This is a genomic window from Streptomyces sp. NPDC007205 (genome assembly GCF_040634095.1).
GTDB lineage: Bacteria > Actinomycetota > Actinomycetes > Streptomycetales > Streptomycetaceae > Streptomyces.
Map to the genome: position 1 here is coordinate 228,716 of NZ_JBEYEW010000003.1, position 18,670 is coordinate 247,385.

At 72.4% G+C, this 18,670-nt stretch carries 15 protein-coding genes and 1 pseudogene; 2 read left to right on the plus strand and 14 right to left on the minus strand.

From position 1 onward, the window contains the following. Positions 1-5 precede the first annotated feature (5 nt). Entirely contained in the window at positions 6-1,394 is a 1,389-nt protein-coding gene (locus ABZ624_RS07450) for a PAS domain-containing protein (RefSeq protein ID WP_360083604.1), read from the plus strand. A 48-nt stretch (positions 1,395-1,442) separates the two neighbouring features. Here ABZ624_RS07450 and pdxH read toward each other — a convergent pair whose 3' ends face one another. After that, complete coding sequence (gene pdxH / locus ABZ624_RS07455; protein WP_360083606.1) at positions 1,443-2,129, minus strand: pyridoxamine 5'-phosphate oxidase; 687 nt, start codon at positions 2,127-2,129, stop codon at positions 1,443-1,445. Between the two features lie 194 nt (positions 2,130-2,323). Here pdxH and ABZ624_RS07460 point away from each other — a divergent pair, with 194 nt between their 5' ends. Continuing rightward, complete coding sequence (locus ABZ624_RS07460; RefSeq protein WP_360083608.1) at positions 2,324-3,424, plus strand: citrate synthase 2; 1,101 nt, start codon at positions 2,324-2,326, stop codon at positions 3,422-3,424. A gap of 119 nt (positions 3,425-3,543) precedes the next feature. Here ABZ624_RS07460 and ABZ624_RS07465 read toward each other — a convergent pair whose 3' ends face one another. From ABZ624_RS07465 to ABZ624_RS07525, 13 genes and pseudogenes are all read right to left on the minus strand, one after another. Beyond that, the gene (locus ABZ624_RS07465) at positions 3,544-4,578 is read right to left on the minus strand and encodes a 2-oxoglutarate and iron-dependent oxygenase domain-containing protein (RefSeq protein ID WP_360083610.1); all 1,035 of its coding nucleotides are present in this window, start codon (positions 4,576-4,578) and stop codon (positions 3,544-3,546) included. A gap of 248 nt (positions 4,579-4,826) precedes the next feature. After that, positions 4,827-5,426, minus strand: coding sequence for a TetR/AcrR family transcriptional regulator (locus tag ABZ624_RS07470; RefSeq protein ID WP_360083612.1), 600 nt, complete (start codon positions 5,424-5,426; stop codon positions 4,827-4,829). Between the two features lie 4 nt (positions 5,427-5,430). Further along, on the minus strand, positions 5,431-6,168 hold the full coding sequence (locus tag ABZ624_RS07475; RefSeq protein ID WP_360083614.1) for an enoyl-CoA hydratase family protein: 738 nt from the start codon (positions 6,166-6,168) through the stop codon (positions 5,431-5,433). Beyond that, on the minus strand, positions 6,165-7,733 hold the full coding sequence (locus ABZ624_RS07480; RefSeq protein WP_360083616.1) for a 4-coumarate--CoA ligase family protein: 1,569 nt from the start codon (positions 7,731-7,733) through the stop codon (positions 6,165-6,167). The genes ABZ624_RS07475 and ABZ624_RS07480 overlap by 4 nt, the downstream gene beginning before the upstream one ends. A gap of 23 nt (positions 7,734-7,756) precedes the next feature. Then, complete coding sequence (locus ABZ624_RS07485) at positions 7,757-8,917, minus strand: acyl-CoA dehydrogenase family protein (RefSeq protein WP_360083618.1); 1,161 nt, start codon at positions 8,915-8,917, stop codon at positions 7,757-7,759. Positions 8,918-8,924: 7 nt separating this feature from the next. Beyond that, positions 8,925-10,769, minus strand: a complete 1,845-nt coding sequence (locus ABZ624_RS07490; protein WP_360083620.1) for a biotin carboxylase N-terminal domain-containing protein — start codon at positions 10,767-10,769, stop codon at positions 8,925-8,927. Positions 10,770-10,780: 11 nt separating this feature from the next. Further along, positions 10,781-12,379 carry a carboxyl transferase domain-containing protein gene (locus ABZ624_RS07495; RefSeq protein ID WP_360083622.1) on the minus strand — a complete coding sequence of 533 codons (1,599 nt, stop codon included), beginning with the start codon at positions 12,377-12,379 and terminating at the stop codon, positions 10,781-10,783. Next, entirely contained in the window at positions 12,376-14,052 is a 1,677-nt protein-coding gene (locus ABZ624_RS07500; protein WP_360083624.1) for an acyclic terpene utilization AtuA family protein, read from the minus strand. The genes ABZ624_RS07495 and ABZ624_RS07500 overlap by 4 nt, the downstream gene beginning before the upstream one ends. Further along, positions 14,049-14,843: a TIGR03084 family metal-binding protein gene (locus ABZ624_RS07505; protein WP_360083626.1), complete on the minus strand. Its 795-nt coding sequence runs from the start codon at positions 14,841-14,843 to the stop codon at positions 14,049-14,051. The genes ABZ624_RS07500 and ABZ624_RS07505 overlap by 4 nt, the downstream gene beginning before the upstream one ends. A 77-nt stretch (positions 14,844-14,920) precedes the next feature. Beyond that, on the minus strand, positions 14,921-16,093 hold the full coding sequence (locus ABZ624_RS07510) for a DUF4157 domain-containing protein (protein WP_360084069.1): 1,173 nt from the start codon (positions 16,091-16,093) through the stop codon (positions 14,921-14,923). 432 nt (positions 16,094-16,525) lie between these two features. Further along, a complete protein-coding gene (locus ABZ624_RS07515; RefSeq protein ID WP_360083628.1) occupies positions 16,526-16,675 on the minus strand; it encodes a hypothetical protein in 150 nt (49 codons plus the stop codon). Positions 16,676-17,297: 622 nt separating this feature from the next. After that, positions 17,298-17,477: pseudogene (locus tag ABZ624_RS07520) on the minus strand (transcriptional regulator); the annotation flags it as partial. A 228-nt stretch (positions 17,478-17,705) separates the two neighbouring features. Then, positions 17,706-18,635, minus strand: a complete 930-nt coding sequence (locus tag ABZ624_RS07525) for an EamA family transporter (protein WP_360083630.1) — start codon at positions 18,633-18,635, stop codon at positions 17,706-17,708. Positions 18,636-18,670: the final 35 nt, after the last annotated feature.

The following is an 18,670-nucleotide window of genomic DNA, read 5'->3' on the forward strand; positions in this document are numbered from 1 at the left end:
TCCAGGTGAGTGCTTCCCGGCGGAGTGGGACCACCGATGAGCTGGGGCCGGACGAGCCCGGTGAGTCCGGGGGCTCCGATCTGCTCGCCGCGCTGCTCGACGGCATGGACGCGGCGCTGTGCGCCTTCGACGCGGACGGGGTCGTCACGCACTGGAACCGGGAGGCCGAGCGGATCCTCGGCTGGACGGCCGCCGAGGCGGTCGGGCGGCACGGGTTCGCCGGGTGGGCGGTGCGCAGTGCCGACGCCGAGGAGGTGCAGGCCCGGCTGATGTCGGCGATGCACGCGCCCGGCCGGCAGGTGCATGAGTTCGCGCTGGTCACGAAGGGCGGCGGGCGGGTGCTCGTACGCACGCAGTCGGCCGCCGTGCGCGGGCCCGAGGGGAAGCCAGCCGGGGTGTACTGCGCGTTCAGCGAGGTGCACGCGCAGATCGATCTGGAGCGGTCGATCGCGCTGAGCGAGGCGCTGTTCGAGGACGCGGCGTGGGGCGTCGTACTGGTCGACGCCGATCTGCGGCCGGCCGTCGTCAACGCGCACGCGGCCCGTGCCCTCGGGATCCGGCGTACGTCGGCGCTGGGCAGGCCGCTCGGCGAGCTGCTCGCGCAGGGCGTGGAGGAGCTGGAGGCCGCGCTCACCCATGTGCTGGCCGAGGGCGCGCCGCCCGCTCCCGCCGAGATGTGGGTGACCGTGCGCACCCCGGAGGGCGAGGAGCGGCGCTGCTGGCGGAACGGGTTCGTGCGGCTGGCCTCGCCGCTCGCGGAGGAGCCGGTACCGCTGGGCGTCGGCTGGCTGTTCCAGGACGTCACGGAGGCCAAGCAGGGCGAGCAGGAGGCGGCGCTGCTGCGGTTCCGTACCAACCAGTTGCACCGGGCCGCCCGTGCCGCCGCCGAGTGCGAGGATCCGGCCGAGGCGGCCGTCGTCCACCTGGACTTCGCCCTCGCGGGCTTCGCCGATCACGCGTTGATCGACCGTACGGCGCCTTCCCCGCGCTCGGAGGGCGAGGAGGCGGCCGTGCGGCTGGTGCGGCTCGCCGCGACGCCCGCCGGAGCGCCGGGACCGAGCCTGCTCACGGGCGCGGCCGGGCTGCCCGTGCGGTACGAGGCGGGTCATCCGGCGCTGCAGTGCGTGGAGCGGGCCGGGGCCGTACGTGCGGACGCCGGTTCGGTCCCGGCGGAACAGGCCCGGGAGTGGGCGCTGGCCCGGCAGTGGCCCGGTGACGCGGTGCACGCCCTGTGCGCGGTGCTGCGCAGCCGGGGGCGGACGCTGGGCGTGGTGACCTTCCTGCGCGGCTCCGGCCGCAGCCGCTTCGAGCGGTCCGACGCGGCCTATGCGGAGGACGTGGCGGTCCGTATCGCGGCGGCGCTGGATCTGGCGGAAGCGGTACGGGACGCGTAGGAGACCTCGGGCGCTGAGGGACTGATGCCGCTCAGAAACTGAGGCCGCTCAGGGACTGAGGCGTTCCACGGTCCAGTGGCCGTCTGGCCGGAAGACGTACCGCAGCCGGTCGTGGAGGCGGTTCTCGCGGCCCTGCCAGAACTCGATGGTTTCCGGGGTGATGCGGTAGCCGCCCCACTGCGGGGGGACGGGGACCTGCTCGTCCTCGGGGTAGCGGGCCTCCAGGTCGGCGTAGGCGGTGTCCAGTTCGGTGCGGGAGGCGATCACCGAGGACTGGGCGCTGGCCCAGGCGCCCAGCTGTGAGCCGTGCGGGCGGCTGCGGAAATAGGCGGCGGTCTCGTCGCGGCCGGTGCGGTGGGCGGTGCCGGTGACGATGACCTGGCGGGCGAGCGGGTGCCAGGGGAAGAGCAGGCAGATGTGCGGGTTCTCGGCGAGGTCGCGGCCCTTGCGGGAGTCGTAGTTGGTGTAGAAGACGAAGCCCTCGGTGTCGAACTGCTTCATCAGGACCGTGCGCGAGCTGGGGCGGCCCGCCGCGTCCGCCGTGGAGACGACCATCGCGTTGGGTTCGTAGACCGTGCCGTGCAGGGCCGCACGGGCGGCGTCCTCGAACCAGCGGGCGAACTGGTCCATGGGGTGCGTGGCGAGATCCTGTTCGGCGAGGCCCTCCGCCCGGTACTGCTTGCGCATGGCGGCCGGGTCGAAGAGGGGGTCCAGGAGGGGTTCGCGGTCGGTCACCCGGTCATCTTGCCGTACGTGCGGTGCGTGCCGTCGAGACGGTGTGGAACGGGTCTGGCACTGAGTGTCGTACGGGCTCCCCAAGTGTGACACTGGGGGTTATCGTGCTGGTTCCCTTGCGGTTTGGGTGACCACCGGCCGATCGGGGCATCACCGGGGTGACCGCCGCCGACCACATCACGAGGAGCCGCCTGATGTCCGATTTCGTACCCGGACTCGAGGGAGTCGTCGCGTTCGAGACGGAGATCGCCGAACCGGACAAGGAGGGCGGCGCCCTGCGCTACCGGGGCGTCGACATCGAGGACCTGGTCGGGCACGTCTCGTTCGGGAACGTGTGGGGGCTGCTGGTCGACGGCGCCTTCAACCCCGGTCTGCCGCCCGCCGAGCCGTTCCCGATCCCGGTGCACTCCGGGGACATCCGGGTGGACGTGCAGTCGGCGCTCGCCATGCTGGCCCCCGTGTGGGGGCTGAAGCCGCTGCTCGACATCGACGAGCGGGAGGCGCGGGACGACCTGGCGCGGGCCGCCGTCATGGCGCTGTCGTACGTCGCCCAGTCCGCGCGCGGGCAGACGCTGCCGATGGTGCCGCAGCGGGAGATCGACAAGGCGAAGTCGGTCGTGGAGCGGTTCATGATCCGGTGGCGGGGGGAGCCGGATCCCAAGCATGTCGCCGCCGTGGACGCCTACTGGACGTCCGCGGCCGAGCACGGGATGAACGCCTCCACCTTCACGGCGCGGGTGATCGCGTCGACGGGCGCGGATGTCGCCGCCGCGCTGTCCGGGGCGGTCGGGGCGATGTCGGGGCCGCTGCACGGGGGAGCGCCGTCGCGGGTGCTCGGGATGATCGAGGAGATCGAGCGGACGGGGGACGCGGAGGCGTACGTCAGGCAGGCCCTGGACCGGGGTGAGCGGCTGATGGGGTTCGGGCACCGGGTGTACCGGGCGGAGGATCCGCGGGCGCGGGTGCTGCGGCGTACGGCGCGGGAGCTGGGTGCTCCGCGGTTCGAGGTCGCCGAGGCGTTGGAGAAGGCGGCGCTGGAGGAACTGCACAACCGCCGGCCGGACCGGGTGCTCGCCACCAACGTGGAGTTCTGGGCCGCGATCATGCTGGACTTCGCCGAAGTTCCGGCCTCCATGTTCACGTCCATGTTCACGTGTGCGAGGACCGCCGGATGGTCGGCGCACATTCTCGAGCAGAAGCGGACCGGTCGTCTGGTGCGGCCTTCTGCTCGCTATGTGGGGCCGGGACCGCGGAAGCCGGAGGACATCCAGGGGTACGAAGAGACCGCCCACTGAGAAGGGTGGCTCAGGAGCGCGGGCGACTGCGGGCCGGTTGCGGCTGGTCGCGCCCGCGCGGCGGAGCCGCATATCGATACAGCCCCGCGCCCCTGAACAGCGCCCCTTCGGGCGGCTTTTCACGCAGGCGCCAGCAACTCCGCGTGGTGCTTCTCCGCCGCCAGCGGGTGTGCCCTCAGCTTGCCCTTGAGTTCGTTGTAGCCGTATTCGGCGTACAGGGGGTTCGAGGGATCGGTGGTGATGCCGGGGGCCTCGGCGGCGTGCGGGAAGGGCAGGGGCTCGACCCTGGCGTCCAGGCGGGGGTTGTAGAAGAACGGGACCGAAAAACGTTCCGTCGCTCCGGGCGGGCTGACCACGCGGTGGTTGGTGGCGAGGAGGTAGCCGTTGGTGGCGACCTCCAGGAGTTCGCCGAGGTTGACGACGAACGCGCCGTCGATGGGCGGGACGTCGTGGAAGCGGCCGTCCTCGCGGTGGACCTGGAGGCCGCCGACCGTGTCCTGCAGGAGCAGGGTGAGGAAGCCGTAGTCCTTGTGGGCGCCCACGCCCTGGTCGGCGCCGTCGCCCGCGCTGCCGGGGTAGCGCACGAGCTTGAGGTGTGGGTGGGCGTGGTCGCCGAAGACCGGGTCGTAGAAGTCGGCCGGGGCGCCGATGGCCGTCAGGAGCTCGTGCAGGAGGCGGTGGGCGACTCCGCTGAGCCTGTCGATCCAGGCGAGGGCCGCCGTGCGGAGTTCGGGGAGGGCGACGGGCCACTGGTTGGGGCCCTGCAGCCACCAGTACGCGGGCTCGCCGGGGCCGGGGACGCGGGCGGGGCGTTCGGCGCCGATGTCGAGCTGGTCGCGCCAGTCGCGCGCGCCGGCGGTGCGTTCGTCGCCGGTGCGGGTATAGCCGCGGAAATGGGGCGAGTTGACATTGTCGAGGGCCAGGCGGTCGGCCTCGGGGAGGGCGAAGAAGGCACGCATGGCGGTGAGCAGCGCGTCGGTCTCGGCCGGGGTCACTCCGTGTCCGACGAGCTGGAAGAAGCCGACGTCGTGCGCGGCGCTGTGCAGCTGGGCGTGGAGCAGTGCGCGGGCCTGGGGGCCGCGGTCGGCGGCCGACAGGTCGATCACGGGGAGCTGGTCGTACGACGAGGTCGTCGTCGCGGTGTGCGTCGTCATGGGAGCGTCCACAGGGGTGTGTGGGCCACGGGCAGGCCGCCGAGGGTAGGGGGGCGGCGCCCAGGATGCCGTAAGAAGGGGAAGAAAAAGGGGCTGAATCAGGCCGAATGCCGACAGCCCATGCTCGTGACGCGCCCGTAGTCCACGTGGCGGCGTCGAACGAGCATCGGAAGCATGCGGCAAGGGTACTGCTCCCTGCCGGATACGGGTGTGGCCCACTTCACTGGCTGAGAACCTCTGACGACGGCTCAGCCCAGGGAATCGTCCAGCAGATCGGCCCACTGGGCGACGACCCGTTCCCGGCGGGCGGTGTCGTCGGTGAGCAGGTTGGCGAGGCCGAGGCCGCGGGCCATGTCGAGCAGGCCCTGGACGGTCTCGCGGACGCCGGGGCGGGACTCGTCGGCGCCGAGCAGGTCGACGGCGATGCGGTGGGTCTCGCGGCCGACGCGGGCCTCCAGCTCGGTCACCCGCGGGCGCAGCTGGTCCTCGTCACAGGCGGCGACCCACAGGTGCAGGGCGGCGCGGAAGAGGGGGCCGGTGTAGAGATCGACCAGGGCGGAGACCACCGCACGGCGGTCGGCGGGACCGGCCGGGAAGAGGGCCCGCAGGGCGGTGGAACGCTCCTCGGCGACGTACTCGACGGCGGCCGTGAACAGGTCCTCGCGGGTCGGGAAGTGGTGCTGGGCGGCGCCACGGGACACGCCGGCGCGTTCGGCGACGACGGCGACGGTGGAGCCCGCCCAGCCGTGTTCGGCCAGGCAGGCCACGGCGGCCTCCAGGAGCCGCTGCCGGGTGGCCCGGCTGCGGTCCTGCTTGGGTACGCGGTCGCGTTCCACCGTCGTGTTCATGTGGTCACACCACCCATGCCGCATCCCGTCTTTCCAGGAAGGCCGTCATCCCCTCCCGGGCCTGGGCGGAGGAGAACAGCCGGGCCGAGAGCGCGGTCAGTTCCGCCGCGTCCCGGTCGAACGTTTCCAGCACCCTAGCCGTGAGCAGTGATTTCGTCTCGGCCAGGCCCTGGGGGGAGGAGCGGCGCAGGCCGTCGAGGACCGGGGCGAGGGCTTCGTCGACGTCGTCGGCGGTGACGGTGACGAGTCCGACGCGTACGGCCTCGCGCGCGTCGAAGCGTTCGCCGGTGAGGTAGTAGCGGGCCAGGGCGCGCGGGTCGGCGCGCGGGATCACCGGGAGGGAGATCACCGCGGGGGCCACTCCGATGCGGACCTCGGTGAAGGCGAAGGTGGCCGCCGTGGCGGCGGCGGCGATGTCGCAGGCGGCCAGGAGGCCGAGGCCGCCCGCGCGGACGTGGCCGGTGACCCGGGCGACGACGGGTTTGCGCAGCTCCAGGATCTGGCGGAGGAGGCCGGCCAGGGCGTCCGGGTGGGGTGGGTCGCGCAGGTCGGCGCCGGCGCAGAAGGTGGTGCCGGTGTGGGTGAGGACGACGGCCCGGACGTCCGGGTCCTTCCCGCAGTCGGTCAGGGCGTCGGTGAGCCGGTCCACCAGGGTGGCGGACAGGGCGTTGCGGGTGTCGGTGGCGTCGAGGCTGAGGGTTTCGACGCCACGCGCGCGTGTGCGTGTGACCGGTGCGGTCATGCGCGCTCCCGGAGCTGTCGGCGCAGGATCTTTCCGGAGGTGGCGCGGGGCACGGTGTGCAGGAAGGTGATCCGGCGCACGCGCTTGTACGGGGCGACGCGTTCGGCGACGTACAGCATGATCTCGTTCTCGGTCAGGTCCTCTGCGGCCTCGGCCCGGACGACGAAGGCGTGCGGGATCTCGTTGCCGTCGTCGTTGCAGGAGCCGATGACGGCGGCGTCGGCGATGCCGGGGTGGGTGAGCAGCAGGGCCTCCAGTTCGGCGGGGGCCACCTGGAAGCCCTTGTACTTGATGAGTTCCTTCACGCGGTCGACGACGAAGAGCCAGCCCCCCTCGTCCACGTGGCCGACGTCTCCGGTGTGCAGCCAGCCGTCGGCGTCGATCAGCGCGGCGGTGGCGTCGGGGCGGCCGAGGTAGCCCTTCATCACCTGGGGGCCGCGGATCAGGATCTCGCCGGACTCGCCGGTGCCGAGGTCCTTGTCGGGGTCGTCGAGGGAGACGATGCGCATCTCGGTGCCGGCGATGAGCCTGCCGACGGTGCCGGCGGGGGCGTCGCGCAGCCGGTCGAGGGGGACGACATGGGTGCCGGGGGACAGTTCCGTCATGCCGTAGGCCTGGCCGATCGGGGGCAGGCCGAGCCGTTGCGCGCAGGCGCGGGCGAGGGCGGCGTCCAGCGGGGCGGCGGCGCTGATGACGTACTTCAGGGAGGAGAGGTCGTAGCGGGTGACCGCGGGGTGCTTGGCGAGGGCGAGGACGATCGGCGGGGCGACGTACAGGCCGGTGATGCGGTGCTTCTCGATCGCGGCGAGGAAGGTTTCCAGGTCGAAGCGGGGCAGGACGACGACCGTGGCGCCCTTCCTCAGGGGCGCGTTCATCAGGGCGGTGAGGCCGTAGATGTGGAAGAACGGCAGCACGGCGAGGATGCGCTCGTCCGGTCCGGCCGGTACGGCCGGTTCCAGCTGGGCGAGGTTGGTGGCGATCTGGCGGTGGGTGAGCATCACCCCCTTGGGGACGCCGGTGGTGCCGGAGGAGTACGGCAGTGCGGCGATGTCCTCGGCCGGGTCGATGGTGACATGCGGTTCGGGGGCGGTGGTGGCGAGCATGTCGATCAGCGAGCGGTGTCCGGGCGCGCTGTCGCAGACGAAGATCTCCCGTACACCGCCCGCGAGTTCGGCGGCGCGGCGGGCCGTCTCCAGCAGGGGTGAGACGGTGACGATCCAGCCGGCGCGGCTGTCGCCGAGCTGTGTGGCGAACTCCTCGGGCGTGGCCAGCGGGTGCACCGTGGTGACGGAGGCGCCCGCGCGTGTGGCGGCGTAGAAAGCGGTCGGGAAGGCGATGGTGTTGGGGCTGTGCAGGGCGAGGACGTCGCCCTTGCGGACGCCCGCGTCGGCGAGGGCGGCGGCGAGGCGCCGGTGGAACCGGTCCACCTGCTCGTACGTGAGGGTGGTGCCGTCCGTGCCGTCGATGAGGGCGGGGCGTGCGCCGAAGCCGGCGGCGTGGCCCAGGACGGCGTCGTGGATGGGGAGTGCTATGGGCGGAACGTCTGCGTACTCGCTGCGGAACACGGTTCCTCCTCGCACGGGTGCGATCAGTACGACTTGGGCAGACCCAGGGTCTGGTGGGAGACGTAGTTGAGAATCATCTCCCGGCTCACCGGAGCAATACGAGCCACGCGTGCGGCCGTTATCAACGAGGCGAGCCCGAATTCCCGTGTGAGCCCGTTGCCGCCGAGGGTGTGCACGGCCTGGTCGACGGCCTTCACGCAGGCCTCTGCGGCCGCGTACTTGGCCATGTTGGCGGCCTCGCCCGCGCCGAGGTCGTCGCCCGCGTCGTAGAGGTGGGCCGCCTTCTGCATCATCAGCCGGGCCAGCTCCAGGTCGATGTGCGCCTGCGCCAGGGGGTGGGCGATGGCCTGGTGGGCGCCGATGGGCGTCTTCCAGACGGTGCGGTCGCGGGCGTACTCGACGGCTTTGGCGAGCGCGTACCGGCCCATCCCGATGGCGAAGGCCGCCGTCATGATCCGCTCGGGGTTGAGCCCGGCGAAGAGCTGCAGCAGACCGGCGTCCTCGTCGCCCACGAGCGCGTCGGCAGGGAGCCGTACCTCGTCCAGGACCAGCTCGAACTGCTTCTCGGCGGCGCCCAGTTCCATGTCGATCGGCCGCTTCTGGAAGCCCTCGGCGTCCGTCGGGACGATGAACAGGCAGGGCTTGAGGTTGCCGGTGCGAGCGTCCTCGGTGCGGCCGACGATCAGTACCGCGTCCGCCATGTCGACGCCGGAGATGAACACCTTGCGGCCGGTGAGCAGCCAGTCGGCGCCGTCCCTGCGGGCGGTGGTGGTGATGCGGTGACTGTTGGAGCCGGCGTCGGGTTCGGTGATGCCGAAGGCCATGAGGCGGGTGCCGTCGGCGATTCCGGGGAGCCAGGTCTGTTTCTGGGCCTCTGTGCCGAAGCGGGAGATGACCGTTCCGCAGATGGCCGGGGAGACGACGAGCATGAGGAGCGGGGAGCCTGCGGCGCCCAGCTCTTCGAGCACGATGGAGAGTTCGGTGATGCCTCCGCCGCCGCCTCCGTATGTCTCCGGCAGGTTGACGCCCAGGTAGCCGAGTTTGCCGGCGTCGGTCCAGAGTTCGGTGGGGGGTTTGCCCGCGGTGACGGTTTGTACGAGGTAGTCACGGCCGTAGCGTTTGCCCAGGGCTGCTACTGCGGACCGGAGGGCTTGGTGTTCTTCGGATTCGATGACGGGAGTCATGGGGCTCCTAGGAAGAGAGTTCCTCGACTATGGCCAGCAACGTTCCTGGCTCCACTTGCTGTCCGGCGGCCACCGGCAGGGCCGTCAGCGTTCCCGCGGCCGGCGCCGATATCTGGTGCTGCATCTTCATCGCCTCCAGCCATATGAGGCCTTGGCCGGCCTGAACCGTTGCCCCCTCCGTCAGGCCCTCGGCGATGCGTACGACCGTGCCCGGCATGGGGGCCAGGAGGGAGCCCGGGGCGAGCTGGGCGGTGGGGTCGGGGAAGCGGGGCAGGGCGGTCAGGCGGGTGGAGTCGACGTACACCTCGTCGCCGTACGCGGACACCTGGTACCGGCGCTGTACGCCGTCGGCTTCGAGGACGACCAGGTCCTTTCCGGCGTGCACGACCCGCACCCCGTCCGCCGCCGGCCCCTGCCTGGTGTGCCGGTAGCGGACCTCGTGCTCCTGCCCCGCCATCGCGTACCGCTTGGTCTGCGGCTGTGAGGGAACGTTGCGCCAGCCGCCGAAGCGGGAGCGGCCGTGGGCGTCGGCGAGGGCGGCGGCCAGGGGGGCGTACGGGTCGGGGGTGGGCTCGGTGAGTCCGGCGAGGTGGCGGTCGTAGAAGCCGGTGTCCATGCGGCCGCTCGTGAACTCCGCGTGCCGCAGCGAGCGCACCAGCAGGTCCCGGTTGGTGACCGGGCCGTGGATCACCGCGCGCTCCAGTGCGCCCGCGAGCCGGCGGATCGCCTCCGCGCGCGTGGGGGCGTGGGCGACGGCCTTGGCGAGCATGGGGTCGTAGTGGACGCCGATGTCGTCACCGTCGCCGTAACCCCTGTCGAGGCGGACGTCGGGGACCGTCAGGCGGTGCAGGGTGCCGGTCTGCGGGGCCCAGCCGTTCGCCGGGTCCTCGGCGTAGAGGCGCACCTCGACGGCGTGGCCACGCGCGCGTGGCGGGTCGGCCGCGAGGGGGTGGCCCTCTGCGATGCGGATCTGTTCGGCGACCAGGTCGAGGCCGAACACGGCTTCCGTGACGGGGTGTTCGACCTGGAGGCGGGTGTTCATCTCCAGGAAGTGGGCCTTGCCGCCGGCCACCAGGAACTCCACCGTGCCCGCGCCGACGTACGCGACGGCGCGTGCGGCGCGTACGGCCAGCGTGCGCAACTCCTCCTCCAGCTGTGCCGAGAGCCCGGGCGCCGGCGCCTCCTCGACGACCTTCTGGTGGCGGCGCTGGAGGGAGCAGTCGCGGGTGCCCAGCGCCCACACCGTGCCGTGCGCGTCCGCGAGCACCTGCACCTCGACGTGCCGGCCGTTCTCGACGTACGGCTCGACGAACACCTCGCCGTCACCGAAGGCGCTCGCGGCCTCGGCACGCGCGCCCTCCAGCGCGGCGCCCAGCTCCTCCAGGCGGCGCACGACCCTCATCCCGCGCCCCCCGCCGCCGGCGGCCGCCTTCACCAGCACCGGCAGGTCGGGCTCACCCACCTCGGCCAGGGGCGCGAGCCCCATCAGCTTCTTCGCCCGCGTCTTGGACGCCATCGCCTCGATCGCCTCCGGGGGCGGGCCGATCCAGGTCAGGCCGGCGGCCAGGACGGCGCGGGCGAAGCCGGGGTTCTCGGAGAGGAAGCCGTAGCCGGGGTGCACGGCGTCCGCGCCGGCGGCCAGGGCCGCCTTCACCACCAGATCGCCGCGCAGATACGTCTCGGCGGGCGCCGCGCCCGGCAGCCGTACCGCCGTGTCGGCCACGCGCGCGTGGAGCGCGTTCTCGTCCGGGTCCGAGTGCACGGCGACCGTCCGGATTCCCAACTCACGGCAGGTGCGGAAGATCCGGCAGGCGATCTCGCCCCGGTTGGCGACCAGCACAGAAGTGATCACTGAAGAGTCCCTCACATCCGGAAGACGCCGAAGCCACCGCGCGCGCCCTCGTAGGGCGCGGTGTGGACGGCCGACAGGCACAGGCCGAGGACGGTGCGGGTGTCGCGCGGGTCGATGACGCCGTCGTCGTACAGCCGCCCGGACAGGAACATCGGCAGCGACTCGGACTCGATCTGCTGCTCCACCAGCGCGCGCAGGGCGGCGTCCGCGTCCTCGTCGTACGGCTGTCCCTTCGCCTCGGCCGACTGGCGGGCGACGATCGACAGCACTCCGGCGAGCTGCTGCGGGCCCATGACAGCCGACTTGGCGCTGGGCCAGGCGAACAGGAAGCGGGGGTCGTAGGCGCGTCCGCACATGCCGTAGTGCCCGGCGCCGTACGACGCCCCGAGGAGGACGGACAGATGCGGCACCCTGCTGTTGCTGACCGCGTTGATCATCATGGCGCCGTGCTTGATGATCCCGCCCTGCTCGTACTCCTTGCCGACCATGTAGCCGGTGGTGTTGTGCAGGAAGAGCAGCGGGATGTCGCGCTGGTTGGCGAGCTGGATGAACTGGGCGGCCTTCTGCGACTCCGCGCTGAACAGGACACCCTGTGCGTTGGCGAGGATCCCGACCGGGTAGCCGTGCAGGCTCGCCCAGCCGGTCACCAGACTGGTGCCGTACAGCGGTTTGAACTCGTCGAAGTCGGAGGCGTCGACGATCCGGGCGATGACCTCGCGCGGGTCGAAGGGGATCTTGAGGTCGCCGGGGACGATGCCGAGGAGTTCCTCCGGGTCGTACGCGGGCGGCTCGGCGGGGCCGGGGTCCGGGTACGCCTTGCGGTGGTTGAGGCGGGCGACCACGCGGCGGGCCTGGCGCAGCGCGTCCGGCTCGTCCACGGCGAAGTAGTCGGCGAGGCCGGACACGCGCGCGTGCATCTCCGCGCCGCCCAGGGACTCGTCGTCGCTCTCCTCACCGGTGGCCATCTTCACCAGCGGGGGCCCGCCGAGAAAGACCTTCGCCCGCTCCTTGACCATGATCACGTGGTCGGACATGCCAGGGATGTAGGCGCCCCCGGCGGTGGAGTTCCCGAAGACGACCGCGATCGTCGGAATCCCGGCCGCGGACAGCCGGGTGAGGTCGCGGAAGATCGCGCCGCCGGGGATGAAGATCTCCTTCTGCGACGGAAGGTCCGCACCTCCCGACTCCACCAGGCTGATGCAGGGCAGCCGGTTGGCGAGGGCGATGTCGTTGGCCCGCAGGGCCTTCTTCAGGCTCCACGGGTTGCTCGCGCCGCCGCGCACGGTCGGGTCGTTGGCGGTGATCAGGCACTCCACGCCCTCGACCACGCCGATGCCGGTGACGAGCGAGGCGCCCACGGTGTAGTCGCTCCCCCAGGCGGCGAGCGGGGACAGCTCCAGGAAGGGCGTGTCCGGGTCGAGCAGCAGCTCGATCCGCTCCCGCGCGAGCAATTTGCCGCGCTTCCGGTGCCTTTGCACATACTTCTCGCCGCCGCCCGCGAGCGCCTTGGCGTGTTCGGTGTCGAGTTCGGCGAGCTTGGCGAGCATGGCCTCGCGGTGGGCCCGGTGGTCGGGGCTGCCCGGGTCCAGGGCCGAGGTCAGGGTGGTCACAGCAGGGCCTCCGGGATGTCCAGACGGCGGGAGCGCAGCCATTCGCCGAGCGCCTTGGCCTGGGGGTCGAAGCGGTGCCGGGCGGCGACGCCCGCGCCGAGGATGCCCTCGACGACGAAGTTGACGGCGCGCAGCTGCGGCAGCACGTGCCGGGTGACGGGCAGCTCCTGGCTCTCGGGGATCAGCTGCCGGAACCTTTCGGCGGTCAGCTCGTGCGCGAGCCACCGCCAGGCGTCCTCGGTACGGGCCCACACGCCGACGTTGGCGTTGCCTCCCTTGTCCCCGCTGCGGGCGCCGGCGACCAGCCCGAGCGGCGCCCGCCGGGTCGGACCGGCCGGCAGCGGCTCGGGCAGGGCCGGGGGCGGTACGTCGTCCAGGGCCCGCGTCTGCCGGGGCGGCGGCACAGGGACACGGCGGCCGTCGTGGAGGACGGCCGTATGGTCCACGGCACCATGGGGGACGTACACATCCTCGAAGACCCCATAAGGGTCGCCCTTTCCGGGTGGGGAAAGCACATGGAAGCCCGGATAGCTGGCGAGCGCCAGCTCCACGGCGGCCCCGCTCAGCGCCCGCCCGACGACCCGTTCGTCCGCGTCCCGTACGACGAGCCGCAGCAGGGCGCTCGCGGTCTCCTCGGTGTCGGCGTCGGCCCGGTCGGTGCGGACCAGTTCCCACCTCACCTCGGCCGGGGGTGACGGGGCGAGCGCGTCGGTGAGCTGCTCGCGCACCAGGTCCGCCTTGGCCTCGATGTCGAGCCCGGTGAGGACGAAGACGACCTCGTTGCGGAAGCCGCCGAGCCGGTTGAGGCCGACCTTGAGCGTCGGCGGCGGCGCCTCCCCGCGCACGCCCTCGATCCGCACCCGGTCCGGGCCGTCCTGGCTCAGCCGTACGGTGTCCAGCCGGGCGGTGACATCGGGCCCGGCGTACCGGCCGCCGCCGGTCTCGTACAGCAGCTGGGCGGTGACGGTGCCGATGTCGACCAGGCCGCCGGTGCCGGGGTGCTTGGTGACGACACTGCTGCCGTCGGCGTGGATCTCGGCGAGCGGGAAGCCGGGCCGGCGTATGTCGGCCTCCCGGAAGAACGCGTAGTTCCCGCCGGTGGCCTGTGTCCCGCACTCCAGCACGTGCCCGGCGACGACGGCACCCGCGAGCCGGTCGTACTCCCCGGGCCCCCAGCCGAAGTGGGCGGCGGCGGGCCCGGTGACGAGCGCCGCGTCGGTCACCCGCCCGGTGACGACGATGTCCGCGCCGGCGCGCAGGCACTCGGCGATGCCGAAGCCGCCGAGGTAGGCGTGGGCGGCGAGGGCGCCGGGGTGGCGGGCGGTGAGGTCGTCGCCCTCGACGTGCGCGACGGCGGCGGGGATGCCGAGCCGGCCGGCCAACGCCCTGACGGCGTCGGCGAGTCCGGCCGGGTTGAGTCCGCCGGCGTTGGTGACGATCTTCACGCCGCGTTCCCGGGCCAGGCCGAGGCAGTCCTCCAGCTGGCGCAGGAAGGTGCGGGCGTATCCGGCCAAGGGGTCCTTCAGCCGGTCGCGGGCGAGGATCAGCATGGTCAGTTCGGCGAGGTAGTCGCCGGTGAGGACGTCCACCTCGCCGCCGGTGAGCATCTCGCGCAGGGCGCCTGCGCGATCGCCGTAGAAGCCGGAGAAGTTGCCGATGCGCAGCACCGTCACGCCGACGCCCCCTTCGGCGGGCGGCCGGTGCCGGGCGGGCCCGCGAAGGCCTGCGCGATGTCCAGCCAGCGGTCGGCGTCCGGGCCTACGGCGGTCAGGGCGAGGTCGGCGCGGTGGGCGCGCTGGGTGACGAGGAGGCAGAAGTCGAGGGCGGGGCCGGTGACGCGTTGCGGGGCGCCTTCGGGGCCGTAGGCCCACAACGCGCCGGAGGGCGCCGTGAGCTCCACGCGGAACTCGTCGGTGGGTGGGGTGAGCCCGTGGACGGTGTGGGCGAAGTCGCGTGTCCGCACCCCGAGCCGTGCCACATGCCTGAGCCGATCGGTGGGTGGGCGGACCACACCCAGCGCATCGGCGATGTCCAGTCCATGGGCCCAGGTCTCCATAAGACGAGCCGTGGCCATTGAGGCGGCCGACATGGGCGGGCCGTACCAGGGGAAACGGGCGCCGGGTGGGGCGGTGCGCAGCGCCCGGTCGAGCGCGTCACGTCCCGCCCGCCACCGCGCGAGCAGCTCGGCGGGCGGGAGACGGGCGCCCTCCTCCGCGCCCTGGTCCACGAACGCGTCGGGAGCGGCGAGGGCCTTCTCGACCAGCGTCTGGAAGGCGTCCGCGTCGGTGACGGCCAGCAGCGCCGAGTGGTCGGTCCAGGCCAGGTGGGCGATCTGGTGGGCGAGGGTCCAGCCGGGCGCGGGTGTGGGCAGCGCCCACTGTCCGGGGCTCAACCCGGCGGTGAGCCGGTCGAGTTCCTCGCTCTCCGCGCGCAGGTCGTCGATGACGGGCATGGGGTCGGCCATGAGGGGAGCATGGCAGCGACCCCAGAAACAATCAAGCACGCTTGCATGAAAATAACGGGCCGGGGATGGGCTGGGCCCTAGGGGTTGAAGAGGCCGTCCCGCTGGTTCCTGGTGCCCTGGCGGCCGGTCTCCACGAAGCGGCAGGCCGCGAAGTGCACGTCGCCCATGTTCTCGTGGAGGATGTCGCTCAGCAGGACGTCGCCGTCGAACACGATCGAGTGTCCGGCGAGCCGCTGGTCGGTGAGTGTGGCCACGCGGATGACGGTGGCCGCCGGGGTCCCCGGGTCGAGTTCGACGTCGTAGCCGCCGGCGACGGGCGTGGCCACCACCGGATTGCCTCTGATGGTGAGCCCGGCGGGGTAGGAGATCCGGTAGTTGGACACGCTCCGGCCGCCCACCACGGTGCGTGCGGCGCCGGCTTGCTGGCCCTGCTCCACGCTGCCGCCCTGATTGGTGCCCTGCTCGACGTCTCCGCCCAGGTCGTCCGGGACGGTCTGCCCGTGCACCGTGTAGAAGTGCACCCTCGTACCCCTGGGCACCCGGAAGTAGCCGTCCACCCTCTCCCAGCCCCCGTGACCGCTCAGGACGAGGCCGTCCCCGCGGGCCGCGGTGGTGTTGTCGGCGAACCAGTCGTCGTTCGGGTCCTGGTGGGTGATCGCGGGGCGGTTTCCCGACTCGACCACGCGCTGGACCGCGGGCTGTGCGTGCGACGGTTCCCCGGGGGCGGGCGGCGTGGCGCGCTGCGCGGACGGGCCGGCGGACATGACCCTGCGCGCGTTGGACTCCGCCTCGCGTTCGAACCGGTCGGAGGGGTCGGAGACCTTGAGTCCCGCCCCGTTGTCGGTGCCCGCCACGGGGCCCGTGCGCTGCTGGATGACATGGGTCAGCTCATGGGCGAGCGTGTGCCTGTCGCCGCCACCGGCGCCGATGACCACATGGCTGCCCGAGGTGTAGGCGCGGGCCCCGATCTCGGCGGCGGAGGTTCTCGCCGCGGCGCCGCTGTGGATGCGTACGTCGGAGAAGTCGGCGCCGAGGCGTGCCTCCATGTCGGTGCGGGTGGCGTTGTCGAGCGGCTGGCCGGGCCCGCGCAGGACGTCGTGCACCGCGGACCGCTGCACGGCGGGGCGGTGCTCGGTCTCACCGTGTTCGTGGTCGGTGGCGTACTGCTCCCCCTCCTCCTCGGCGAGGTGCCCTGCCGCGCGGAGCCTCTGCACCACGGCCGCGTTGCCGATGGTGCCCTGCAGGCCCATGAGCGGGGCGAGCGCGGGCTCTTCAGGGGCCCGGCCTCCCTTCGGCCGCCGCCGGTTTTCGCGCTTGGGCTCCTTGGATGCGTCTCTCGCTCGCACAGACCTACTCCCCACGCCGGTTTCGACTCCACCTGACTACCGGGCGCACCACCGTGGGCGCCAGGTCCGCAGGGGCAGAGTCCACTGCGTGCGAGGGCAGCGTGCGGAGCCGTTCGGACCGCCTACCACCGGTGGACACACCTCGCCCCGTCCCGGTGAACGGGCGTGAAGTGGCTGCCTGTTGCCACCGGCAGGCCGTCGGTTCGGTCGGCAGGGCGGTCAGGGAGAGAGATCCTGCCTCTGCTCCTGACCGCCCTGGGGGTGGATGGGTGGGTGGGTGGGCTTCTTCCATGTGCGGTTGTGTGGTTGCGGCAGGGAACTACCGCCGGTTTCCCGTCAGTTGCAGAAGTTGAGCAGGTCGAGGAGGCCGTTGCCGCACTGGAAGTGCTCTCCGCCTTCTCCGCCGCCGTGACCGTAGGCTGGGGCGGCCTTCACGGCGACGTGCGTGGCGGGCGTCGCGGCCACGGCGGATGTGGCAGTTGCCACTCCCGCGGCACATGCGATGCCCACGGCGGCACTCACCGCGAATACTCGCGGAATCCGGGAAACGGCCTTCTTGGGGTGAGGTGTAGTGTTCATGAACTCACCATGCACAGCCTCGCAACCAGTTGCTCGCCGAGCGCATCCGAGCGGGTGAGCCACCCTCAGAGTCGGGCCGTGGTTCCCTCGGTGAACCCCTTTCAGCTTGTCACCGGCCGACCCATCGGATCGGCGGTACGGGTCATGCGGGCATACGGCGGCGATCAGGCGTCCGCGCCCCGGCAAGACCTCCGTGGGGCCGCGTGCCCGTCTGACATCGGCGCCCCGCTGGTCCTCGTACGGGATCCGGCTCGTCGTGCTGGAGTCCGACTCGTAGGACGCGGCGGTGAGGAGCGGGAAGAGCCCCGTGCCACAGGCGGTGCGGTTCAGGGGCGCCGGGCCGGTGAGGTTCCGGGCGGTGTGACCGCCGGCCTTCCAGCCCGGGGGCCGTGGAGAGGCCGGAGACGTATCCGTCAACACGCGAGCGTGGAGCGCGAGTTCGGAGCGTCCGACGACCTCGGGGACCGGCTGCTCGGCCCCGGCGAGTTCCAGGGCTTCTTCGGGCATGCGCGCTGCGAGTTGCCGTCGACGCGCGCTGGAGTTCACGGAACCGGCGTGGGCCGCGCGCGAGTTCGACGATCACGAGCACCGACCGCTTGTCGCCGATGCGGTCCAGGACGTCACGGATGCCGCAGTCGGCATGCTCCTCGCGTCCACAGGGTTGGAGGCCGGCGGGAGTGGCGGTCGCCCCGGGGTGCGCGGGCGGCATCGACTGCCTTCTTGGGGCGGGTGGTTGTGCCGCCGAGGACCGAGCGTGATCGGACGGCACACGGCGGTGCTGGACGCCGCCGTACGGGACGGGATCCACCACGTCGTCCACACGAGCCCGACCGGCGCCGGCGGCCATCCCGGTTTCGCGCTCGCGCACCGGGCGACCGAACGCCTGCTGCGGGCGAGCGGACTGCCGCGGACGATCCTGCGCACCAGGACCGCCACGTCAGGCCTCCGGCGCCTCCCCGCGAGCCGCGCCCCGGCCCACCTGGGTGCGGACCGCGCCGATGCTCGCTGCGATGACCAGGGCGATGGCGCCTGCCTCCGGCAGGGACAGGGACTGGCCGAGGATGAGGAAGCCGGCGGTTGCCGCGAGCGCCGGTTCGAGGCTCATCAGGATCGCGAAGGTGGAGGCGGGCAGGCGGCGCAGGGCGAGGAGTTCGAGGGTGTAGGGGAGGACCGAGGAGAGCAGGGCCACTGCGGAGCCGAGGGCCACGGTGGCGGGGTCCAGCAGACGGGTGCCGGCCGAGGCCACGCCGATGGGGAGGAAGAGAAGGGCGGCCACCGCCATGGCCAGGGCCAGGCCGTCCGCCTGGGGGAAGCGGCGGCCCGTACGGGCGCTGAAGAGAATGTAGACCGCCCACATGGCTCCGGCGCCCAGGGCGAATGCGACACCTATGGGGTCGAGGTTGCTGAAGCCTCCGCCGCCCAGAAGGAAGACGCCGAGCAGGGCCAGTCCCGCCCACAGCGCGTTGATCGCGCGGCGGGAGGCCAGGACCGAGAGGGTCAGGGGGCCGAGGACCTCCAGGGTGACCGCAGGGCCCAGCGGGATACGGGCGACCGCCTCGTAGAAGAGGCCGTTCATCGCGCCCATGGCGATACCGAAGGCGGTCACCGTGGCCCAGTCGGCGCGGGAGTGGCCGCGCGGCCGGGGGCGGCAGACCAGGAGGAGGACGACGGCCGCCGCGAGAAGGCGCAGGGTGACGACACCGAGTGCGCCGGCCCGCGGTATCAGCGTCACCGCGAGGGCGCCGCCGAACTGGACGGAGATGCCACCGGACAGGACCAGTCCGAGCGGGCCGAGCGAGCCGAAGCGGCGCGGTCCTGGGACCGGGGTGACCGGGGTCTGCGTGGTGGTGCTGGAGGTGGCGGTCACGGGCGGTCCTGGTGCTTGATCGAGTTCGTTCATCG